The following is a 17597-nucleotide window of genomic DNA, read 5'->3' as shown; positions in this document are numbered from 1 at the left end:
CGGCCGGGACCGCCCGGCACCGCCGTCCCGCGGCCGCCCGATGCCCTCGCCGCCGGGCCGCGGACGCTCCCCGCGGTGCGGCTCCTCACCCGGCTCCGGTGTGCCCGCGCGGCCCACCGCGCCCTGCGCCGCCCGACGCCGCGCCGGGGCCGCCTCGCGTTCCCCGTCCGGTGCGCCGCCCGGCCGCCCGCTCGCCGGCATGGCCACCTCCCCGTATGAGTCGGCGCCACAAGGGTCGCCGCCGTAAGTCTCCGCGCCGCCAAAGGCGTTCGCGCCGCCGAAAATGCCCACGCCACGGTACGCGCCCGCGCCGCCGAAGGTGTCCCCGTACGCCTCCCCGTACGGAATCGCCGCGTCGTCCCGGGCCGCAGCGTGGTCCGCCGGCGGTTCGCCGTCGGCCGGCCCGGCCGGCGGCCCCGCCGGGACGAAGCCGGCCACGGCGGGCTGCTGCAGGGCGCCGCGCGGGTCCGGCACGGCGCCCAGCGGCGGCGTCCGGCCCGGCCCCCGTGCAGGGGACGCCGAGGGCGCGGCGGTCGGGGCCGACCGCCGCGATTCGTGGGAGGTGGGATGCTCCGTCACGCGTGGGATTCCATCCGTCCGGGGCTGCGCGTCCGACGCGCCGCGTTCCGGGCGCGCAGCCCGTACGGGACGCGCCCGACGCGCTGCGTTTCAGGCGCGTCGCAGGTGCAGAAAGAGCTGGATCTCGGGTGGTACGTCCGTGCTCGCCGGGGCGTATGCGTAGGCGTCCTCCCCGACGACGTCGAAGCCCGCGTCGTGCACGACCCGGCGCAGGTCGTCCCGCAGGTAACCCGATACCCGGATCGTGTTGCCCAGGAACGGGATCGGAAAGTCGTCCACGTCCGCCTCGACCATCGACAGGGCCATCAGCCCTCCGGGTCGTAGCAGATCATGCAGCAGGCCCAGTGCGTAAGGGATTTCCGCACGGGGCAGCATCAACAGCGAGAAATAAGCGGCCACACCGTCGAAGGAGCCGGGACCGCCGAGCCGGCCGCCCCGCAGATCGGCGATGTCCAGCCGGTGGAATTCGGCGCCCGGGGCGTTGTCCCGGGCCAGCTTGACCATGGAGGGGGAGAGATCGATACCGACCACGCGGTGCCCGGCCTCGGAGAGTTGACGGGCGGTCGGCAGGCCCGTACCGGACCCGACGTCCAGGACGCGGGCACCCGCGGGCAGGGCACCGGCCAGCCAGGCGCCCGAGGACAGCTGGGCCTCCTTGTGCGGAAAGGCGTCGTTGTAGCGGTCGCCGATAGCGTCGAACGCATCGGCCTGCCCGGCCCGGTCCAGCGCTAACCGGTTCAGGCCCTCGTACTCGTCGTAGCTCATCGCGCTCACGACCTCGCCCCTCCTGCGACCGCGGTCAAGTTCGTTTTCCCGTTCTGGAGTTGCGCCTGTGCAGTCTTGCGGAGGACGATCCTACGTTTGAAGACCCAGGGCGCAGCAAGGGGGCTCGGACCGGCTCCTCGCCCCGCGAGGAACAGCTTTGCCCAAAGGCGCACCTTTCCACGGTCCACCCCTTCATTCCCCCTCCGGGTACCCCGTTTCACTTCGCTCCCTCACGACTGCAAACTATCCGGTGCGCGGTCCCAGTCCTCCGGGAGCCGGGGAATCTCCCAGGCCGGATCGGGCCGCCAGTCCTCCCAGCCGTCCGAGTACGGTCCGCGCCAGGCCGAGATCTGTGCGATCGCGGCCCGCCCGGCGGACCGGACCTCCGCGGCCCGCGCGGCCGTCATCAGCCCGTCCCGCTGGGCCTGTGCGAATTCGTCCTCGTCCCGCCATTCCCAGTGCCGGTCCGGATAGACACAGATGTCGAGGAAATGGTCCTCGGAGTCAATTCCCCCTGACCAACGACGGCGCGGTTGCTCCAGGTTGACGTACCAGTTCTTGAACTGCCAGCCGTGCTCCCAGAACAGCCACACCGACCAGGGGTCGCCGGGCCGGGCGAGCTTGAGCACGCCGGTGCCGAACCAGTGGTCGTGGGCGGTCCGGCGCGGTGTGGTGTAGCGGGTGGCGAGCGGCTCGCGGTGCACCGGCGTGCCGTCTGCCAGCACCGGCTTGATGCATGCGGTCCCCGGCGCCATCCACACCGCCAGCAGCTCCTCGGTGTCCTGGACGACGGTCATCGGCCGGCAGATGTGGAAGCGCGCCGGATCGGCGTTGTCGCGGTAGCGCCACAGGATGTGGTCGCCCGGCGCCCAGCGGGCCGCCGCGCCGCCAGCCGTGTCCTGCCGCACCCCGGACGTCCCGCGCCCGCCGGCCGCCTCGCCTTCCGTCGTGTCCACCATGTCCGCTGTCATGGGCAGATTTTAGAGGTGCCGTGTGACGCCCGCCGTGACACGAGACGCAGCGGGCGTTACGGGCGCGGTAACGTACCTTGCTTGCGACGTTACGGGCGGGTCATGCTCACGGGTTCATGGTGAGGGGGCGTGGTCACGGGCGGGTCATGCGCAGCACGTCCAGCGCCTCGTCCAGTTGCTCCTCGGTGAGCAGCCCGCGCTCCACATACCCCTCGTCCAGGACCACCTGACGGATCGTCTTCCGCTCGGCGAGCGATTTCTTCGCCACCTTCGCCGCCTCTTCGTAGCCGAGGTACCTGTTCAGCGGAGTGACGACGGACGGCGACGATTCGGCGTATTCCCGGGCCCGTTCCGCATTGGCCGTGATGCCGTCGACCGTACGGTCCGCCAGCAGCCGCGCCACATTGCCCAGCAGCCGGATCGATTCGAGGACGTTCCGCGCGATCACCGGGAGCATCACATTGAGCTCGAAATTGCCGGCCGCGCCGGCCGCGGCCACCGTCGCGTCATTCCCGGTGACCTGAGCGGCGACCATCAGCACCGCCTCCGGAATCACCGGATTGACCTTCCCCGGCATGATCGACGAACCGGGCTGCAGATCCGGCAGGTTGATCTCGGCGAGCCCGGTGCGCGGCCCGGACGCCATCCACCGCAGGTCATTGGCGATCTTCGTCAGCCCGACGGCGATGGTGCGCAGCTGCCCGCTGGTCTCGACGAGGCCGTCCCGCGCGCCCTGTGCCTCGAAATGATTGCGCGCCTCGGTCAGCGGCAGCCCGGTCGCCCGGGCCACTTCCGCGATCACCGCGGCGGAGAATCCGGGCGGCGTATTGATGCCCGTCCCGACGGCCGTACCGCCCAGCGGGAGTTCCGCCAGCCGCGGCACCGCACTCCGCAGCCGCTCCACGCCGTACCGCACCTGGGCGGCATATCCCCCGAATTCCTGTCCCAGCGTCACCGGCGTGGCATCCATCAAATGCGTCCGCCCCGACTTCACGACGTCCGCGAATTCCTCCGCCTTGCGCTCGAACGCCGCCGCCAGATGCTCCAGCGCCGGAATCAGGTCGTTCAGCACCGCCGACGTGGCGGCGATGTGGATCGACGACGGAAACACGTCGTTCGACGACTGGCTCGCATTGACGTGGTCGTTCGGATGGACGTCCCGCCCCAGCCGTTCGCTCGCGAGGGTGGCGATGACCTCGTTGGTGTTCATGTTCGACGACGTCCCGGAGCCGGTCTGGAACACGTCGACCGGGAAATGCGCATCCCACTCGCCCCCGGCGACCGCCGCGGCCGCCTCCTGCACGGCCTCCGCGACGTCCTTCTCCACCACACCCAGCTCGGCGTTCACCTTGGCGGCCGCCCCCTTGATCCGCGCCAGCGCCTCGATGTGCGCCCGCTCCAGCCGCTGCCCGGAAACCGGGAAGTTCTCCACCGCCCGCTGCGTCTGCGCCCGCCACTTGGCGCCCGCGGGCACCCTGACCTCCCCCATCGAGTCACGCTCCACCCGGAACCCGCCACCGTCACCCACTGCACTCGTCTCACTCATACCTATGACAGTGCCCGGCGGAGGGGATCTGTTCCCGGCCCGACGCACTCCGCCCCGCCGGCGGTTCGCTCGGCGGGGCGGTGGTGTGCGGCAGGCCGGGGGAGGGCCGGACGGGTCAGGCCCCCCGGCGCACCGGTCGCGGTCCTCGGCTGCCGTCGGGCAGCCGCCGCATCAGGACGAGCGCACCGGAATGCTGGTGAAGGTCGGGGCCGGGGCCGGGTCCTGGAAGAAGTCGTTGCCCTTGTCGTCGACGACGATGAAGGCGGGGAAGTCCTCGACCTCGATCTTCCAGACGGCCTCCATGCCGAGTTCCTCGTATTCGAGGACCTCGACCTTCTTGATGCAGTCCTGGGCCAGGCGGGCGGCCGGGCCGCCGATGGAGCCGAGGTAGAAACCGCCGTGGGCGGCGCAGGCGTCGGTGACCTGCTGGGAGCGGTTGCCCTTGGCCAGCATGATCTTGGAGCCGCCGGCGGCCTGGAACTGCTCGACGTAGGCGTCCATCCGGCCCGCGGTCGTCGGGCCGAACGAGCCGGAGGCGTAGCCCTCGGGGGTCTTGGCCGGGCCCGCGTAGTAGACCGGGTGGTTCTTGAGGTACTCCGGCATCTCCTCGCCGGCGTCCAGCCGCTCCTTGATCTTGGCGTGCGCGATGTCGCGGGCCACGACCAGCGTGCCGGTGAGCGAGAGGCGGGTCTTGACCGGGTGCTTGGTCAGCTCGGCGAGGACCTCGTCCATCGGGCGGTTGAGGTCGATGGCGACCGCGTCGAGGTCGGGGCCCGCGCCCTTGGTGAGCTCGGCGTCGGTGGTGTCCGGCAGGAAGCGGGCCGGGTCGGTCTCCAGCTGCTCCAGGAAGACGCCCTCGGCGGTGATCTTGGCGACGGCCTGACGGTCGGCGGAGCAGGAGACGGCGATGGCCACCGGGCAGGACGCGCCGTGGCGGGGCAGGCGGACCACGCGGACGTCATGGCAGAAGTACTTGCCGCCGAACTGCGCGCCGATGCCGATCTTCTGCGTCAGCTCGAAGACCTTCTCCTCCAGCTCCTTGTCGCGGAAGCCGTGACCGGTGGGGGAGCCCTCGGTGGGCAGCTCGTCCAGGTAGTGCGCGGAGGCGTACTTGGCCGTCTTCAGGGCGTACTCGGCCGAGGTGCCGCCGACGACGATCGCGAGGTGGTACGGCGGGCAGGCGGCCGTACCGAGCGAGCGGATCTTCTGCTCCAGGAACTTCATCATGGAGGCCTCGTTGAGGACCGCCTTGGTCTCCTGGTAGAGGAACGACTTGTTGGCGCTGCCGCCGCCCTTGGCCATGAAGAGGAACTTGTAGGCGTCGCCGTCGGTCGCGTACAGCTCGATCTGCGCCGGGAGGTTGGAGCCGGTGTTCTTCTCCTCCCACATGGTCAGCGGGGCCATCTGCGAGTAGCGCAGGTTCAGCCGGGTGTACGCGTCGTAGATGCCGCGGGAGAGCGCTTCGGCGTCGCCGCCCTCGGTGAGGACGTGCTGGCCGCGCTTGCCCATCACGATCGCGGTGCCGGTGTCCTGGCACATGGGCAGCACGCCGGCGGCCGCGATGTTGGCGTTCTTCAGCAGGTCGAGGGCGACGAACTTGTCGTTGGCCGAGGCCTCGGGGTCGTCGATGATCTTCCGGAGCTGTCCGAGGTGCTCGGGGCGCAGGTAGTGCTGGATGTCGTGGATCGCCGCTTCCGCCAGCTTGCGCAGCGCCTCCGGCTCGACCTTGAGGAACGTCCGGCCGTCGGCCTCGACGGTGCTGACACCTTCCGAGGTGACGAGGCGGTAGGGGGTGGTGTCTTCGCCGGTCGGGAGCAGGTCGGTGTAGGCGAATTCCGGCATCTCGGGGTCAATCCTTACTCGGAGGGTTCTGGCTGGCTTCTACGGCAGCGCCCCAACAGCGTAGAACCCCGGCACACCGGTGCGGCTGTGAGGTAGGGCTCAGTCGGCGGGTGGCTCCGGTTCGGACCGGGGCCGGGCTTCGGTGGGGCTCCGGTTCGGGCGGATGTGCGGTCCGTCGACGCGATCCCTGGTCGCGATCTATCGCGTTTCGGTACGCTGTGGCCGTGGATGCAGACAACGGGGGACGACTGGGTCCCGAGACGCCGCAGACGGTGGACCTGACCAAGGCCGCGACCGAACCTGCGACCAGGCCCGCGGGCGCGCCCGTGGCCGAGGCCGACATCCGGGCGTCCGACGCGGACCGCGACCGGATCGCCGGGATACTCCGGGAGGCGCTGGCCGAGGGCCGCCTCGATCCCGAGGAGCACGCCGAGCGGATCGACACGGTCTACCGCGCCAAGACCCTGGGCGAGTTGGATCCGGTCGTCCGCGACCTGCCGGTGGCCGGCGGCGGGGCGGAGCCGGCGCCGGGCGCGGCGGCGACCGAGTACGGCACCGGGGCACCGCTCCCGGACCAGAACCTCGTCGCGATCTTCAGCGCCGCGAGCCGCAAGGGGCGTTGGCACGTCCCGGCGCGGATCAACGCCGTCGCGATCTTCGGTTCCGTCGAGATCGACCTGACCGAGGCGGTCTTCCCGCAGCAGCAGGTCCAGATCAATGTGACCTCCCTCTTCGGGAGCGTGGAGATCCGGGTGCCGGAGAACGTCACGCTGCGCAGCAGCGGCTCCGGCATCCTGGGCGCCTTCGAGATCGACACCCACGAGGCGGCGGACGGCAACGCCCCGCAGATCCAGGTCAACGGCTTCGCCGTACTGGGCAGCGTGGAGGCCCGGCCCAAGCGCGGGGCGCTGATCGGCGACCTGCGCGACCGGCTGCGCGACAACCACCGCGAACTGCGCCGGCAACTGCGCGACGAGCACCGCGAGCGGCACGAGCGGATACACCTGGAACACCGCGAGCGGCACGAGCGGCTGCGCCTGGAGAAGCGGGAGCGCCGGGACCGCTTCCGCAGGCGCTTCGACGACCGCCGGTGACGCGCCTCCGCGGGTGCGGTGCGACTTTTCGCCTTGTCGCGTGATCTCGTTACCGCACGATCGCCACGGTGTGCATAAGCGTGCGCACAGCGGGTAGGGCTGGTGCATCGTCTCTCGTACGGCTGCGGGGTGCGGAAAAAGGCCGTGCGCAGCGAGACGGGCAAGGGTGATTTCTCTCGCCGAAGCCGTCGTCAGGAGTAGACCGTGCTGCTACCGCATCAGCCCCTGCAGGATGCCGCTGTCGTTCCGTCCCCGCGAGTGCCTGCGCGCGATGAGGCCGGTCCCTGGCATTCCGAGGCGGTGTGCCGCCGGGACGAGGCCGGGCTGTTCTTCGCCCCGTCCAAGGAGCCGACCGCCGCGCGGCTGGCCAGGGAAGAAGCCGCGAAGCGGGTCTGTGCCCGCTGTCCGGTGATGGTCGAGTGCCGGGAGCACGCGCTGCTCCAGCCGGAGCCGTACGGCGTCTGGGGCGGGCTCACCGCGGCCGAGCGCAGGGTCGTGCTGACCCGGCGCCGGCGCCGGGAGTCCGAACTGCAGCGTGCGGCCCATATGCCCGCGGCCGGCTGAACCGACCGCGCGTATGGGCCACTTCGCCCCCGCCGGAGCCTCTCCGGCGGGGGCGAAGTGCGTCCGCGGCCGTCGCTGTGGGAGCCGTCAGCTCGGGCGCTCGAAGTCCACCGAGCTGTACGCGCGCAGCTTCGACAGCCGGTGCTGGGAGTCGATCTGCCGGATCGTGCCGGACTTGGACCGCATCACCAGGGACTGGGTGTAGGCGGTCTCGGCGCGGTAGCGCACGCCGCGCAGCAGCTCGCCGTCGGTGATGCCGGTGGCGACGAAGAAGACGTTGTCGCCGCTGACCAGGTCGTCGATCTCCAGGACCTTGTCCAGGTCGTGGCCGGCGTCCAGGGCGCGCTGCCGCTCCTCGTCGTCCTTGGGCCACAGCTTGGCCTGCAGCGTGCCGCCCAGACACTTCATGGCACAGGCCGTGATGATGCCCTCGGGCGTACCGCCGATGCCCAGCAGCAGGTCGACGCCGGTGCCCTCACGCGCCGCCATGATCGCGCCCGCGACGTCGCCGTCGGCGATGAACTTGATCCGGGCGCCCGCCTCCCGGACCTCCTTGACCAGGCCCTCGTGACGCGGCCGGTCCAGGATCACCACGGTGACGTCCTCGACCGCGGACTTCTTCGCCTTGGCGATCCGCTTGATGTTCACGGCCACCGGGGCGGTGATGTCGACGAAGTCCGCCGCCTCCGGGCCGGTGGCGAGCTTGTCCATGTAGAAGACCGCGGAGGGGTCGAACATCGACCCGCGCTCGGCGACCGCCATCACGGAGACCGCGTTGGCCATGCCCTTGGCCGTCAGCGTCGTACCGTCCACCGGGTCCACGGCCACGTCGCACTCCGGGCCGGTCCCGTCCCCGACGCGTTCGCCGTTGTAGAGCATCGGGGCGTGGTCCTTCTCGCCTTCCCCGATGACGACGACCCCGTTCATGGACACCGTGTGGATCAGGGCGCGCATGGCCTTGACCGCCGCGCCGTCCGCGCCGTTCTTGTCACCTCGCCCCACCCAGCGGCCCGACGCCATGGCACCGGCCTCGGTGACCCGGACGAGCTCCAGGGCGAGGTTGCGGTCGGGGGCCTCGGGGCTGACCTCAAGTTGGGACGGGAGATGATGCTCGGTCATCGAGCGCACCTTTCTGTACGGCGACGGCCGTGGAGGAGTGAGGGTGGCTGTGCGGGGGCGCGGGGGTCTCCCCCAGAGGTTCACAGTATCCGCACGTCACGAAAATGAGCAGGGGGCCCTTCGCATGAGCGGCCGACCGGGCGAACTTCGGCGCGGCGTTTGCGCAGGTGACGGGCGTCACCGGGGGGCCTGTCAGGGGCGGCGCCGGGATGGGGGACCATAGGGGCGTGGCAGGTATGCGAGGCAGGCAAACGGTGCGGGACATGGTCCTGTCGCTGGCAGTGATCGGCGTCCTGGTCGGGGCGATCTACATCTTCATCCCGCACGACGAGAGCGCGGACGCGGCGAAGAGCGCGGTGAAGGCCGTCGACTACCGCGTCGAGCTGATCACCGCCCGGCGGGCGGCGCCCTATCCGGTCGCCGCACCCCAGGGGCTCCCCAAGACCTGGCGCGCCACCTCCGTCTCCTACAAGGCGAGCGACGACGGCAAGGGCGGCGCCTGGCACCTGGGCCTGCTCGACCCGGAGGAGCAGTACGCGGCGGTCGAGCAGAGTGACGCGCCGGCGCGGAAGTTCATCCAGGAGGTCACGCTCGGCGCCACCAAGACCGCGGGCAAGCAGGCCGTCGGCAGCAAGAAGTGGGAGCGCTACGAGGGCGACAAGTACCGGGCGCTGGTCCGCGAGGAGAAGGGCGTGACCACGGTCGTCACCGGCACCGCGCCGTACGGACGGCTGGCGGACCTGGCGGCCGCGCTGGTGGCGAAGTAGGGCTGACGGACCGACGGAGCGAACCGCCACGGGCCGCCGCGACGCGGCCGCGACATGCGAAGGGGCCGCCGCACCCGGGCTGGGTGCGGCGGCCCCTTCGTGTGTTGTCCGCGAGTGTCAGACGGTGCTGACGGCCTCGTCGAAGTCCAGGCGCGGCGAGCGCGGGAAGAAGGCGTCCGGGCCCGGCTTGCCGAGGTTGATGACCAGGAACGACTTCTGCTTGCCGTCGCCGAAGAACTCCTTGTCGATGCCGGTGAAGTCGAAGCCGGTCATCGGGCCGGCGGCCAGGCCGGCGGCGCGGATTCCGACGATGAAGTAGCCGGCCTGCAGGGTGGCGTTCTGGGTACCGGCGACCTCGCGGACGGCGGCCTCGGCGAAGAAGGTGTCCTTGATGCCGGGGGCGTGCGGGAAGAGCTCCGGCAGCTTCTCGTGGAAGTCCAGGTCCACCGAGAGGATCGCGGTCAGCGGCGCGGTCAGGGTCTTCGGGCCGTTGGCGCCCATGGCGTGGTTGACCAGGCGCTGCCGGGCCTCGGGGGAGCGGACCAGGGTTATCCGCAGCGGCGACTGGTTGAAGGCGGTCGGGCCGAACTTCACCAGGTCGTAGATCGCCTGGACCTGCTCGTCCGTCACCGGCTCGTCCGTGAACGTGTTGGCCGTCTGGGCCTCACGGAACAGGAGGTCCTGGGCGGCGGGGTCAAGGGCGAGAGACATAAAGGGCACCTCGGTGGTCAGCTCGGTGTTCAAACGGGTCTGCGGCAGCCGCCGCGGGTGCGGCGAGTACCACGATGCGGATACCGCGGTCCACATACTGCACGGTTCTCCGTGCTCTCCACTGTAAAGCGAATAGATTAATGTTCAACTAAATCGAGGGCGTTGTGAGCCGTTTCACATGATTCACGTGGAGTGGGAAGTGGGTGTGCTGCCGTGACGCCCGATCTGCGGGCGGCTCGGTGCTCGTGTTCGCTGCTCGTGGCTCGCGCCCGGCCTGCTGGGCCCGCCGCGCCTACCGCTCCTCCGCCAGCGCCGCGTCCAGCCGGGCCCTTGCCCCGTCCAGCCAGCGGCGGCACACCTTCGCCAGCGCCTCGCCGCGCTCCCACAGCGCCAGCGACTCCTCCAGGGTCGTACCGCCCGCCTCCAGGCTGCGGACGACCTCGATCAGCTCGTCCCGCGCCTGTTCGTAGCCGAGCGTGGAGTCCACCGGGGGCAGCGCATCCGCCGCCCCGGGCGCGCCCGGCTCCGCTCCGGCGGCGTCCGGACCCGGCTCCGCGGCGGGCTCCGCGCTCTCCGCGGCCCGCGCGCCGGTGTCCGCGCCGGCCGCCGGGCCCTGCTCCGTCTCCGCCACGCCGTCCGTCTCCCGCTCCGTCTTCGCCTGCGCCTTCGCCTTCGCCATGTCTCCCACCCTATTCGGGGCCACCGACAGCGCCCTGGACGCCGCCGACCCGTACCCGGAACTCGCCCGCGGACACCCGGGCCCGCAGCTCCTCGCCGGTCTCGACCTCCGCGGGGGAGCGCACCGCCGCCCCGTCCGCCTTCTGGAGCACCGCGTAGCCGCGCTCCAGCGTCGCCCTGGGGGAGAGCGCGACCACCCGCGCGAGGGTGTGCGTCAGCTCCGAGTCGGCCCGGTCCAGCAGATGCCCCAGCGTCCGCCGGCCGCGCTCCATCAGGGCCGTGACCTGCTCCTCGCGCTCCTCCACCATCCGCTGCGGACGCTCTATGCACGGCCGCCGCAGCGCCGCCGCCAGCCCCCGCTCCTCCCGCTGCAGGAAGCCCTCGACCGCGCGCAGCGCCCGGTCCCGCAGCTGCTGCACCCGGGCCAGCTCCTCGCCCACGTCCGGCACCACCTTCTTCGCCGCGTCCGTCGGCGTCGAGGCGCGCAGATCGGCCACCAGGTCCAGCAGCGGGGTGTCCGGCTCATGCCCGATCGCCGAGACGACCGGCGTCGCCGCCGCGCTCACCGCCCGCACCAACTGCTCGTCGGAGAACGGCAGCAGGTCCTCCACGCTGCCGCCGCCGCGGGCCACGATGATCACGTCCACCTCGGGCAGCGCGTCCAGCTCCTGCACCGCCGCGATCACCTGCGGTACGGCATGCACGCCCTGCACGGGTACGTTGCGCACCTCGAAGCGGACGGCCGGCCAGCGGTGCCGGGCGTTCTCCAGCACGTCCCGCTCCGCGGCGCTGGCCCGCCCGCAGACCAGCCCGATCAGCTGCGGCAGGAACGGCAGCGGCTTCTTGCGGTCGGCCGCGAACAGCCCCTCCGCCGCCAGCGACTTCTTCAGCTGCTCCAGCCGCGCGAGCAGCTCACCGACCCCGACCGGCCGGATCTCCGCGGCCCGCAGCGACAGTTGACCGCGCGGGGCGTACCACTCCGGTTTGGCGTGCACCACCACCCGGGCGCCCTCGCTGATCACGTCCGCGACCTTGTCGAAGACCTGGCGGTAGCACGTCACGCTCAGCGAGATGTCGTGGGACGGATCGCGCAGCGTCAGGAAGACCACCCCGGCGCCGGGGCGGCGGGAGAGCTGGGTGATCTGCCCCTCGACCCAGACCGCGCCGAGCCGGTCGATCCAGCCGCCGATGAGCCGGGACACCTCGCCGACCGGGATCGGCGTTTCGGGGGACGTGGAGACAGCCATACGAGCGAGCGTAGCGGCGGCCACCGACAGCGCCGGCCGCCTCGCCCTCGGCCCCTCCCGCCACGCCCGGGGTTCCCGCCCCGCCTCAGCCCTCCGCCGTGCCCCGGGTTCCCGCCCGCCTCAGTCCCCCGCGGTGCCCTCGGTTCCGGCCTCGTGCTCGGTCACCGCCCCACCGGCCCGCGACCGCCGTCCGTGGCGCACCGCCAGCGCGACCAGCCCCACCAGCAGCCAGCAGCCGCCCACGACCTGCGCCGTCGGCGCCGCCGCCACCAGCACCGCGGCCACCACCGCGAGCCCCAGCAACGGCACCACCACATGCCGCAGCACGCCCGGCACCCCGGCCCGCTCCCGCGCCCGGAAGCGGAACCAGCCGATCACCGAGGCGTGCAGCAGCCCGAAGGCGGTCAGCGCCCCCACGTTCACGATCGACGACAGCTGGTCCAGCCCGTCGTCCCGGCGCGCCGCCCACACCGCCGCCACCAGCGTCACCACGGCCGCGGCCAGCAGCGCCCGGCGCGGCACCCCGCGGCGGGCGTCCACCCCGGCCATCGCCCCCGGCAGCCGCCGGTCCCGGGCCATCGCGAACAGCAGCCGCCCGGCCGCCGCCTGCCCCGCCAGCGCCGCGAACGCCGCCCCGAGCGCCTTGCCGGCCGCCACCAGCTTCCCCAGCCACGGCCCGACGGCCGCATCCGCCGTCGCGTAGAAGGCGCCGCCCTGCTCACCCGGTTCGGCCGCCAGTTCGGCCGCGGACATCGGGGCGAGCAGCGCCGCGAGATACGTCTGCACGGCGAACAGCACCCCCGCCACCACCAGACAGCTCAGCACCGCCCGCGCCACCCGCGACGCTCCGCCCGCCGACTCCTCCGCGAACGACGCGACCGCGTCGAAGCCCAGGAAGGACAGCACCGCGACCGACACCGCCGAGAGCACCGCGAGCGGGGCGAACCCGCCCTCACCGGTGAACGGCTCGCTCCAGCCCCGCTCCGCCCCCGCCGAGACCAGCACGTACAGCGCCGCGCCGACGAAGACCAGCAGCACCGCGAGCTCCATGGCCAGCACCACGAAGCCGACCACCGCCGCGGTCCGCACGCCCCACAGGTTCAGCAGCGTCGTCACCACCACGGCCAGCGCCGTCCACACCCACTGGTGCACCGCCGGCACCAGGGCGTGCAGCGCGATCCCGGAGAACAGATACGCCACCGCCGGGATCAGCAGATAGTCCAGCATCGCCATCCACCCGGCGACGAACCCCGCGCCGTCACCCAGCCCCACCCGGGCGTAGGTGTAGACCGACCCGGCCCCCGGCGCGACCCGCACCATCTGGGCGTACGCGTACGCCGTGCACGCCATCGCGACCGTCGCCACGCCGTAGACCACGGTGATCGCGCCGTGCGACTTCGCCTGCAGGGTGCCGAAGATCCCCACCGGCGCCATCGGGGCGATGAACAGCAGCCCGTAGACCACCAGGTCCCGGAACGTCAGAGTCCGCCGCAGCGCCCCCGGCCCCGCGCCCGCGGCCGCCCCGGCCCGCCCCGCCGACTCCATCCGTGCCTCCTCGGTCGTTCCGGCCTCCCAGTCTGGGTCAACGGCCGATCTCCGGGCGCCGGGCAAGGCCCTTACGATGGGACGCATGTCTGCACTTCCCGGCCAGTCCGCCGGCCGCAAGGTCCTGCTCGCCGCCCCCCGTGGCTACTGCGCGGGCGTGGACCGCGCCGTGATCGCCGTCGAGAAAGCGCTGGAGCAGTACGGCGCGCCCGTCTACGTACGCCACGAGATCGTGCACAACAAGTACGTCGTGAAGACCCTGGAGAAGAAGGGCGCGATCTTCGTCGAGCGCACGGAGGAGGTCCCGCCGGGCAACATCGTGATGTTCTCCGCGCACGGCGTCGCCCCCGTCGTCCACGAGGAGGCCAAGCAGGGCCGCCTCGCCACCATCGACGCGACCTGCCCCCTGGTGACCAAGGTCCACAAGGAAGCCGTCCGCTACGCCCAGGAGGACTACGACATCCTCCTGATCGGCCACGAGGGCCACGAGGAGGTCATCGGCACCTCCGGTGAGGCCCCCGACCACATCCAGCTCGTCGACGGCCCCGGGGACGTCGACAAGGTCGAGGTCCGCGACGAGTCGAAGGTGGTCTGGCTGTCCCAGACGACCCTCTCCGTCGACGAGACCATGGAGACCGTCGACGCCCTGAAGACGAAGTTCCCCGGGCTCGTCTCCCCGCCCAGCGACGACATCTGCTACGCCACCCAGAACCGCCAGCTCGCCGTGAAGCAGATGGGTGCCGAGGCCGAGCTGGTCATCGTGGTCGGCTCCCGCAACTCCTCCAACTCCAAGCGGCTGGTCGAGGTCGCCAAGCTCGCCGGCTCCCGCGAGGCCTACCTCGTGGACTTCGCCAGCGAGATCGACGAGGCCTGGCTGGAGGGCGTCACCACGGTCGGCGTCACCTCCGGCGCCTCCGTCCCCGAGGTCCTGGTCGAGCAGGTCCTGGACTGGCTCGCCGAGCGCGGCTACGGCGACGTCGAGCTCGTCAAGGCGGCCGAGGAGTCCATCACCTTCTCGCTGCCCAAGGAGCTCCGCCGCGATCTGCGCGCCGAGGCCAGGACGGCGGCCGAGGACACCGACGCCTGACCCCCCCGGGCCGACGACGAGCGCGGGCCCGGCGGACGAGACTGCCGCCGGATCCGCGTTCCCTGGGCGGCCCGGCCCGTCCGCGCCTAGCCTTTTCCCCATGAGGGTCTTCGGTGTGGACATCGGCGGATCGGGCATCAAGGGCGCCCCGGTGGATCTCGAACGCGGCGAACTCACCGCCGAGCGCCACAAGGTCCTGACCCCGCATCCGGCCACCCCGGACGGCGTCGCCGACTGCGTCCGCGAGGTGGTCGCGCACTTCGGATGGACCGGCCCGGTCGGCGCGACCTTCCCCGGGGTGGTCACCGGCGGCATCACCCGCACCGCCGCCAATGTCGACAAACGATGGATCGGCACCGACGCCGCCGCCCTGCTCACCGAACGGCTCGGCGGCGAGGCCGGCGGCTGCCCGGTCACCCTCCTCAACGACGCGGACGCGGCCGGCCTGGCCGAGATGCGCTACGGCGCCGGCCGCGGCCGGACCGGCACCGTCCTCGTCCTCACCCTCGGCACCGGCATCGGCAGCGCCCTCTTCACCGACGGCCGGCTCGTCGCCAATACGGAGCTCGGCCACCTCGAACTGCACGGCCACGACGCCGAGAAACGCGCCTCCACCAAGGTCAAGGAGGACGAGGGCCTCAGCTGGCAGCGCTGGGCGCACCGGGTCCAGAAGTACCTCGCCCATGTGGAGATGCTGTTCTCGCCCGAGCTGTTCGTGATCGGCGGCGGGGTGAGCCGCAAGGCCGAGAAGTTCCTGCCCCTGATCGAGGGCATCAAGGCCGAGATCGTGCCGGCTCAGCTTCAGAACAACGCGGGGATCGTGGGGGCTGCGATGGCCGCGTACGCCGCTCGGGTTGGCGCGCCACCTGCCGGGGCCGTGTCCCCGGCCGGTCCCGGCCGGCCTTCCGCGCCGCCGCCCGGTCCACCGGCCCGGACTCCCCGCTCCGCGGTCGAGTCACCGGTCGGCTGGCCCGACGCCGCGCGATGACCGCGGCCCGCCGGACGACCGCGATCAGCGCACAGACCAGCGTGCCGGCGTAGAGCCAGGCCGCGTTCAGCGCCAATACGGTGAAGACGCCCATCAGCAGCCCGCCGAAACCGTCCCCGCCGCGGTGGATCGGCACCGCACCGAGCGTGAACGCGATCGGCAGCGTGACCGGCGCGCAGATCAGGTCGTACGGCCGCACCCACACCGCCGCACCCACGCCCACCAGCACGAAGAACACGCCGTACGGGGTCTGCGCGCCGCCCAGCAGCAGCTGGTCCAGGCAGGCGAAGGCGAGCAGCGCGAGCGTCGCCAGCAGCCAGCAGCCCAGCCCGGTGAGCTTGGCCGCGGGCATCCGGCGCCGCAGGTTCCCCGGCGCCGCGGGCAGCGGAGGCTGCGGGCGGGCCCGGTAGACGGCCGAGGATTCCGCGCCCACCGGGGGCGGCACGGCCGCCCGCTCACCAAAGGCCGCCGCCACGGCCGAGGTGGTCGGGCCCCGGGCGGCCCACGCCTGCGCCGGACCCCGGGCCGCGGCGCGTACGGGCGCGGGCGCGGCGATCGGGACGGACGCGAAGCCGGAGGCCCGCATCGCGGAGAGGAAGTCGTCGTCGGGGTCGGGGGCCACGGCCTCCGCCGGGCGTGGGAGCCGGGCGTCCTGGTCCGCGGCCGGACGTCCGGACCACGGCGGGCCGTGCTGGGGGGTACGCGCTTCGTGTTGCTCCACTCGCCAACGGTAGGCCGCTAAGTGGTATTAACCGGTTACGGGACACGCGCTTTGGCCGAGCTTGGGACTGCGTTCGATCCGCGTGGGTGCGGGGCGTACACAGGGCCGGGGGCGCGGCGGCCGGGCGCCGGCCCGGGTCGACCGGGGACGCGGGGGTCGGGGCGCCGGCCGGGCCTGGGGCGGCCGGGCGCCGCCGCCCGCCCCGTAGACTGGTGGATCGGCCCCTCACGAGGCCGCTGCCCACCCCACCACTCTCCCTTCGGAAGTCGAGTCGCCACCGTGTCGCTCACGATCGGAATCGTCGGTCTGCCGAATGTCGGCAAGTCGACCCTGTTCAACGCCCTGACCAAGAACGACGTGCTGGCGGCCAACTACCCGTTCGCCACCATCGAGCCGAACGTCGGTGTCGTCGGCGTCCCCGACCCCCGCCTGGCCAAGCTCGCCGAGATCTTCGCCTCCCAGAAGATCCTCCCGGCCACCGTCGACTTCGTCGACATCGCCGGCATCGTCCGCGGCGCCTCCGAGGGCGAGGGCCTGGGCAACAAGTTCCTCGCGAACATCCGCGAGTCCGACGCGATCTGCCAGGTCATCCGCGCCTTCAAGGACGAGAACGTCGTCCACGTCGACGGCAAGGTCTCGCCCAAGGACGACATCGAGACGATCAACACCGAGCTGATCCTCGCCGACCTCCAGACCATCGAGAAGGTCCTGCCGCGGCTGGCGAAGGAATCGCGGATCAAGAAGGACGTGGCCCCCAAGGTCAAGGCCGTCGAGGAGGCCAAGGCCATCCTGGAGAAGGGCGACACCCTCTTCGCCCACGGCATCGTCCAGGGCAGCGAGCGCAACGAGCTCCTCCACGACCTCCACCTCCTCACCACCAAGCCGTTCCTCTACGTCTTCAACGTCGACGAGGACGAGCTGACCGACGAGGACTTCAAGAACGAGCAGCGCGCCCTGGTCGCCCCCGCCGAGGCGATCTTCCTCAACGCCAAGCTGGAGGCCGACCTCGCCGAACTGGACGAGGACGAGGCCCTTGAACTCCTCCAGTCCGTCGGCCAGGAAGAGCCCGGCCTCGCCACCCTCGCCCACGTCGGCTTCCGCACCCTCGGCCTGCAGACCTACCTGACGGCCGGCCCCAAGGAAACCCGCGCCTGGACCATCAAGCAGGGTGCCACCGCCCCCGAGGCCGCCGGCGTCATCCACACCGACTTCCAGAAGGGCTTCATCAAGGCCGAGGTCATCTCCTTCGCCGACCTGGTGGAGACCGGCTCGGTAGCCGACGCCCGCTCCGCGGGCAAGGCCCGCATGGAGGGCAAGGACTATGTGATGCAGGACGGGGACGTGGTGGAGTTCCGGTTCAACGTGTAGCGCCT

At 71.9% G+C, this 17597-nt stretch carries 15 protein-coding genes and 2 pseudogenes; 6 read left to right on the top strand and 11 right to left on the bottom strand.

What is annotated here, in order from left to right; genetic code table 11:
- The 5 genes and pseudogenes from ACFV1J_RS30150 to ACFV1J_RS30130 all read right to left on the bottom strand — a co-directional run.
- Nucleotides 1–579 (bottom strand): annotated as a pseudogene (locus ACFV1J_RS30150) (serine/threonine protein phosphatase); the annotation flags it as partial.
- Between the two features lie 90 nt (nucleotides 580–669).
- Nucleotides 670–1353 (bottom strand): class I SAM-dependent methyltransferase, encoded by a 684-nt coding sequence (locus ACFV1J_RS30145; protein WP_385863309.1) that lies wholly within the window; start codon nucleotides 1351–1353, stop codon nucleotides 670–672.
- 221 nt (nucleotides 1354–1574) lie between these two features.
- Entirely contained in the window at nucleotides 1575–2315 is a 741-nt protein-coding gene (locus ACFV1J_RS30140; protein WP_385863307.1) for a DUF402 domain-containing protein, read from the bottom strand.
- A gap of 133 nt (nucleotides 2316–2448) precedes the next feature.
- Complete coding sequence (locus ACFV1J_RS30135; protein WP_385863306.1) at nucleotides 2449–3861, bottom strand: class II fumarate hydratase; 1413 nt, start codon at nucleotides 3859–3861, stop codon at nucleotides 2449–2451.
- 171 nt (nucleotides 3862–4032) lie between these two features.
- Nucleotides 4033–5703 (bottom strand): fumarate hydratase, encoded by a 1671-nt coding sequence (locus ACFV1J_RS30130; protein ID WP_385863304.1) that lies wholly within the window; start codon nucleotides 5701–5703, stop codon nucleotides 4033–4035.
- A gap of 224 nt (nucleotides 5704–5927) precedes the next feature.
- Between ACFV1J_RS30130 and ACFV1J_RS30125 the strand changes: the two genes are divergently transcribed.
- Together ACFV1J_RS30125 and ACFV1J_RS30120 are read left to right on the top strand one after the other, a co-directional pair.
- A complete protein-coding gene (locus ACFV1J_RS30125; RefSeq protein ID WP_385863300.1) occupies nucleotides 5928–6797 on the top strand; it encodes a DUF1707 domain-containing protein in 870 nt (289 codons plus the stop codon).
- 204 nt (nucleotides 6798–7001) lie between these two features.
- Complete coding sequence (locus ACFV1J_RS30120) at nucleotides 7002–7361, top strand: WhiB family transcriptional regulator (protein WP_261955911.1); 360 nt, start codon at nucleotides 7002–7004, stop codon at nucleotides 7359–7361.
- Between the two features lie 87 nt (nucleotides 7362–7448).
- Here ACFV1J_RS30120 and glpX read toward each other — a convergent pair whose 3' ends face one another.
- Nucleotides 7449–8480 (bottom strand): class II fructose-bisphosphatase, encoded by a 1032-nt coding sequence (glpX, locus tag ACFV1J_RS30115; RefSeq protein WP_385863297.1) that lies wholly within the window; start codon nucleotides 8478–8480, stop codon nucleotides 7449–7451.
- 236 nt (nucleotides 8481–8716) lie between these two features.
- Between glpX and ACFV1J_RS30110 the strand changes: the two genes are divergently transcribed.
- Nucleotides 8717–9247, top strand: coding sequence for a DUF4245 domain-containing protein (locus tag ACFV1J_RS30110; protein ID WP_385863317.1), 531 nt, complete (start codon nucleotides 8717–8719; stop codon nucleotides 9245–9247).
- A 117-nt stretch (nucleotides 9248–9364) separates the two neighbouring features.
- Here the strand turns inward: ACFV1J_RS30110 and ACFV1J_RS30105 are convergent, their stop codons facing one another.
- The 4 genes from ACFV1J_RS30105 to ACFV1J_RS30090 all read right to left on the bottom strand — a co-directional run bounded on the left by ACFV1J_RS30105 (nucleotide 9365) and on the right by ACFV1J_RS30090 (nucleotide 13428).
- Nucleotides 9365–9958: a malonic semialdehyde reductase gene (locus ACFV1J_RS30105; RefSeq protein WP_385863296.1), complete on the bottom strand. Its 594-nt coding sequence runs from the start codon at nucleotides 9956–9958 to the stop codon at nucleotides 9365–9367.
- Nucleotides 9959–10250: 292 nt separating this feature from the next.
- Nucleotides 10251–10454: an exodeoxyribonuclease VII small subunit gene (locus ACFV1J_RS30100; protein WP_030412200.1), complete on the bottom strand. Its 204-nt coding sequence runs from the start codon at nucleotides 10452–10454 to the stop codon at nucleotides 10251–10253.
- Between the two features lie 193 nt (nucleotides 10455–10647).
- Nucleotides 10648–11883, bottom strand: coding sequence for an exodeoxyribonuclease VII large subunit (gene xseA / locus ACFV1J_RS30095; protein ID WP_385863295.1), 1236 nt, complete (start codon nucleotides 11881–11883; stop codon nucleotides 10648–10650).
- A gap of 120 nt (nucleotides 11884–12003) precedes the next feature.
- The gene (locus ACFV1J_RS30090) at nucleotides 12004–13428 is read right to left on the bottom strand and encodes an APC family permease (protein ID WP_385863293.1); all 1425 of its coding nucleotides are present in this window, start codon (nucleotides 13426–13428) and stop codon (nucleotides 12004–12006) included.
- Nucleotides 13429–13504: 76 nt separating this feature from the next.
- On the opposite strand from ACFV1J_RS30090, the gene ACFV1J_RS30085 reads away from it, so the two are divergent.
- A complete protein-coding gene (locus tag ACFV1J_RS30085; protein WP_385863290.1) occupies nucleotides 13505–14515 on the top strand; it encodes a 4-hydroxy-3-methylbut-2-enyl diphosphate reductase in 1011 nt (336 codons plus the stop codon).
- Nucleotides 14516–14615: 100 nt separating this feature from the next.
- Nucleotides 14616–15503 (top strand): polyphosphate--glucose phosphotransferase, encoded by an 888-nt coding sequence (gene ppgK, locus ACFV1J_RS30080; protein WP_385863288.1) that lies wholly within the window; start codon nucleotides 14616–14618, stop codon nucleotides 15501–15503.
- Nucleotides 15504–15516: 13 nt separating this feature from the next.
- Here the strand turns inward: ppgK and ACFV1J_RS30075 are convergent.
- Nucleotides 15517–15855 (bottom strand): annotated as a pseudogene (locus ACFV1J_RS30075) (DUF6542 domain-containing protein); the annotation flags it as partial.
- 648 nt (nucleotides 15856–16503) lie between these two features.
- Here ACFV1J_RS30075 and ychF point away from each other — a divergent pair.
- A complete protein-coding gene (ychF, locus tag ACFV1J_RS30070; protein WP_385863286.1) occupies nucleotides 16504–17592 on the top strand; it encodes a redox-regulated ATPase YchF in 1089 nt (362 codons plus the stop codon).
- Nucleotides 17593–17597: the final 5 nt, after the last annotated feature.

Source organism: Streptomyces sp. NPDC059649, assembly GCF_042734445.1.
GTDB lineage: Bacteria > Actinomycetota > Actinomycetes > Streptomycetales > Streptomycetaceae > Streptomyces.
This window is presented reverse-complemented; position numbering and strand designations above follow the sequence as displayed.

What these genes read in the sequence shown, in the direction of transcription:
- ACFV1J_RS30140 (WP_385863307.1), bottom strand. Translation starts at nt 2,315, where the DNA reads ATGACAGCGGACATGGTGGACACGACGGAAGGCGAGGCGGCCGGCGGG.
- ACFV1J_RS30135 (WP_385863306.1), bottom strand. Translation starts at nt 3,861, where the DNA reads ATGAGTGAGACGAGTGCAGTGGGTGACGGTGGCGGGTTCCGGGTGGAG.
- ACFV1J_RS30130 (WP_385863304.1), bottom strand. Translation starts at nt 5,703, where the DNA reads ATGCCGGAATTCGCCTACACCGACCTGCTCCCGACCGGCGAAGACACC.
- glpX (WP_385863297.1), bottom strand. Translation starts at nt 8,480, where the DNA reads ATGACCGAGCATCATCTCCCGTCCCAACTTGAGGTCAGCCCCGAGGCC.
- ACFV1J_RS30110 (WP_385863317.1), top strand. Translation starts at nt 8,717, where the DNA reads ATGCGAGGCAGGCAAACGGTGCGGGACATGGTCCTGTCGCTGGCAGTG.
- ACFV1J_RS30105 (WP_385863296.1), bottom strand. Translation starts at nt 9,958, where the DNA reads ATGTCTCTCGCCCTTGACCCCGCCGCCCAGGACCTCCTGTTCCGTGAG.
- xseA (WP_385863295.1), bottom strand. Translation starts at nt 11,883, where the DNA reads ATGGCTGTCTCCACGTCCCCCGAAACGCCGATCCCGGTCGGCGAGGTG.
- ACFV1J_RS30090 (WP_385863293.1), bottom strand. Translation starts at nt 13,428, where the DNA reads ATGGAGTCGGCGGGGCGGGCCGGGGCGGCCGCGGGCGCGGGGCCGGGG.
- ACFV1J_RS30085 (WP_385863290.1), top strand. Translation starts at nt 13,505, where the DNA reads ATGGGACGCATGTCTGCACTTCCCGGCCAGTCCGCCGGCCGCAAGGTC.
- ppgK (WP_385863288.1), top strand. Translation starts at nt 14,616, where the DNA reads ATGAGGGTCTTCGGTGTGGACATCGGCGGATCGGGCATCAAGGGCGCC.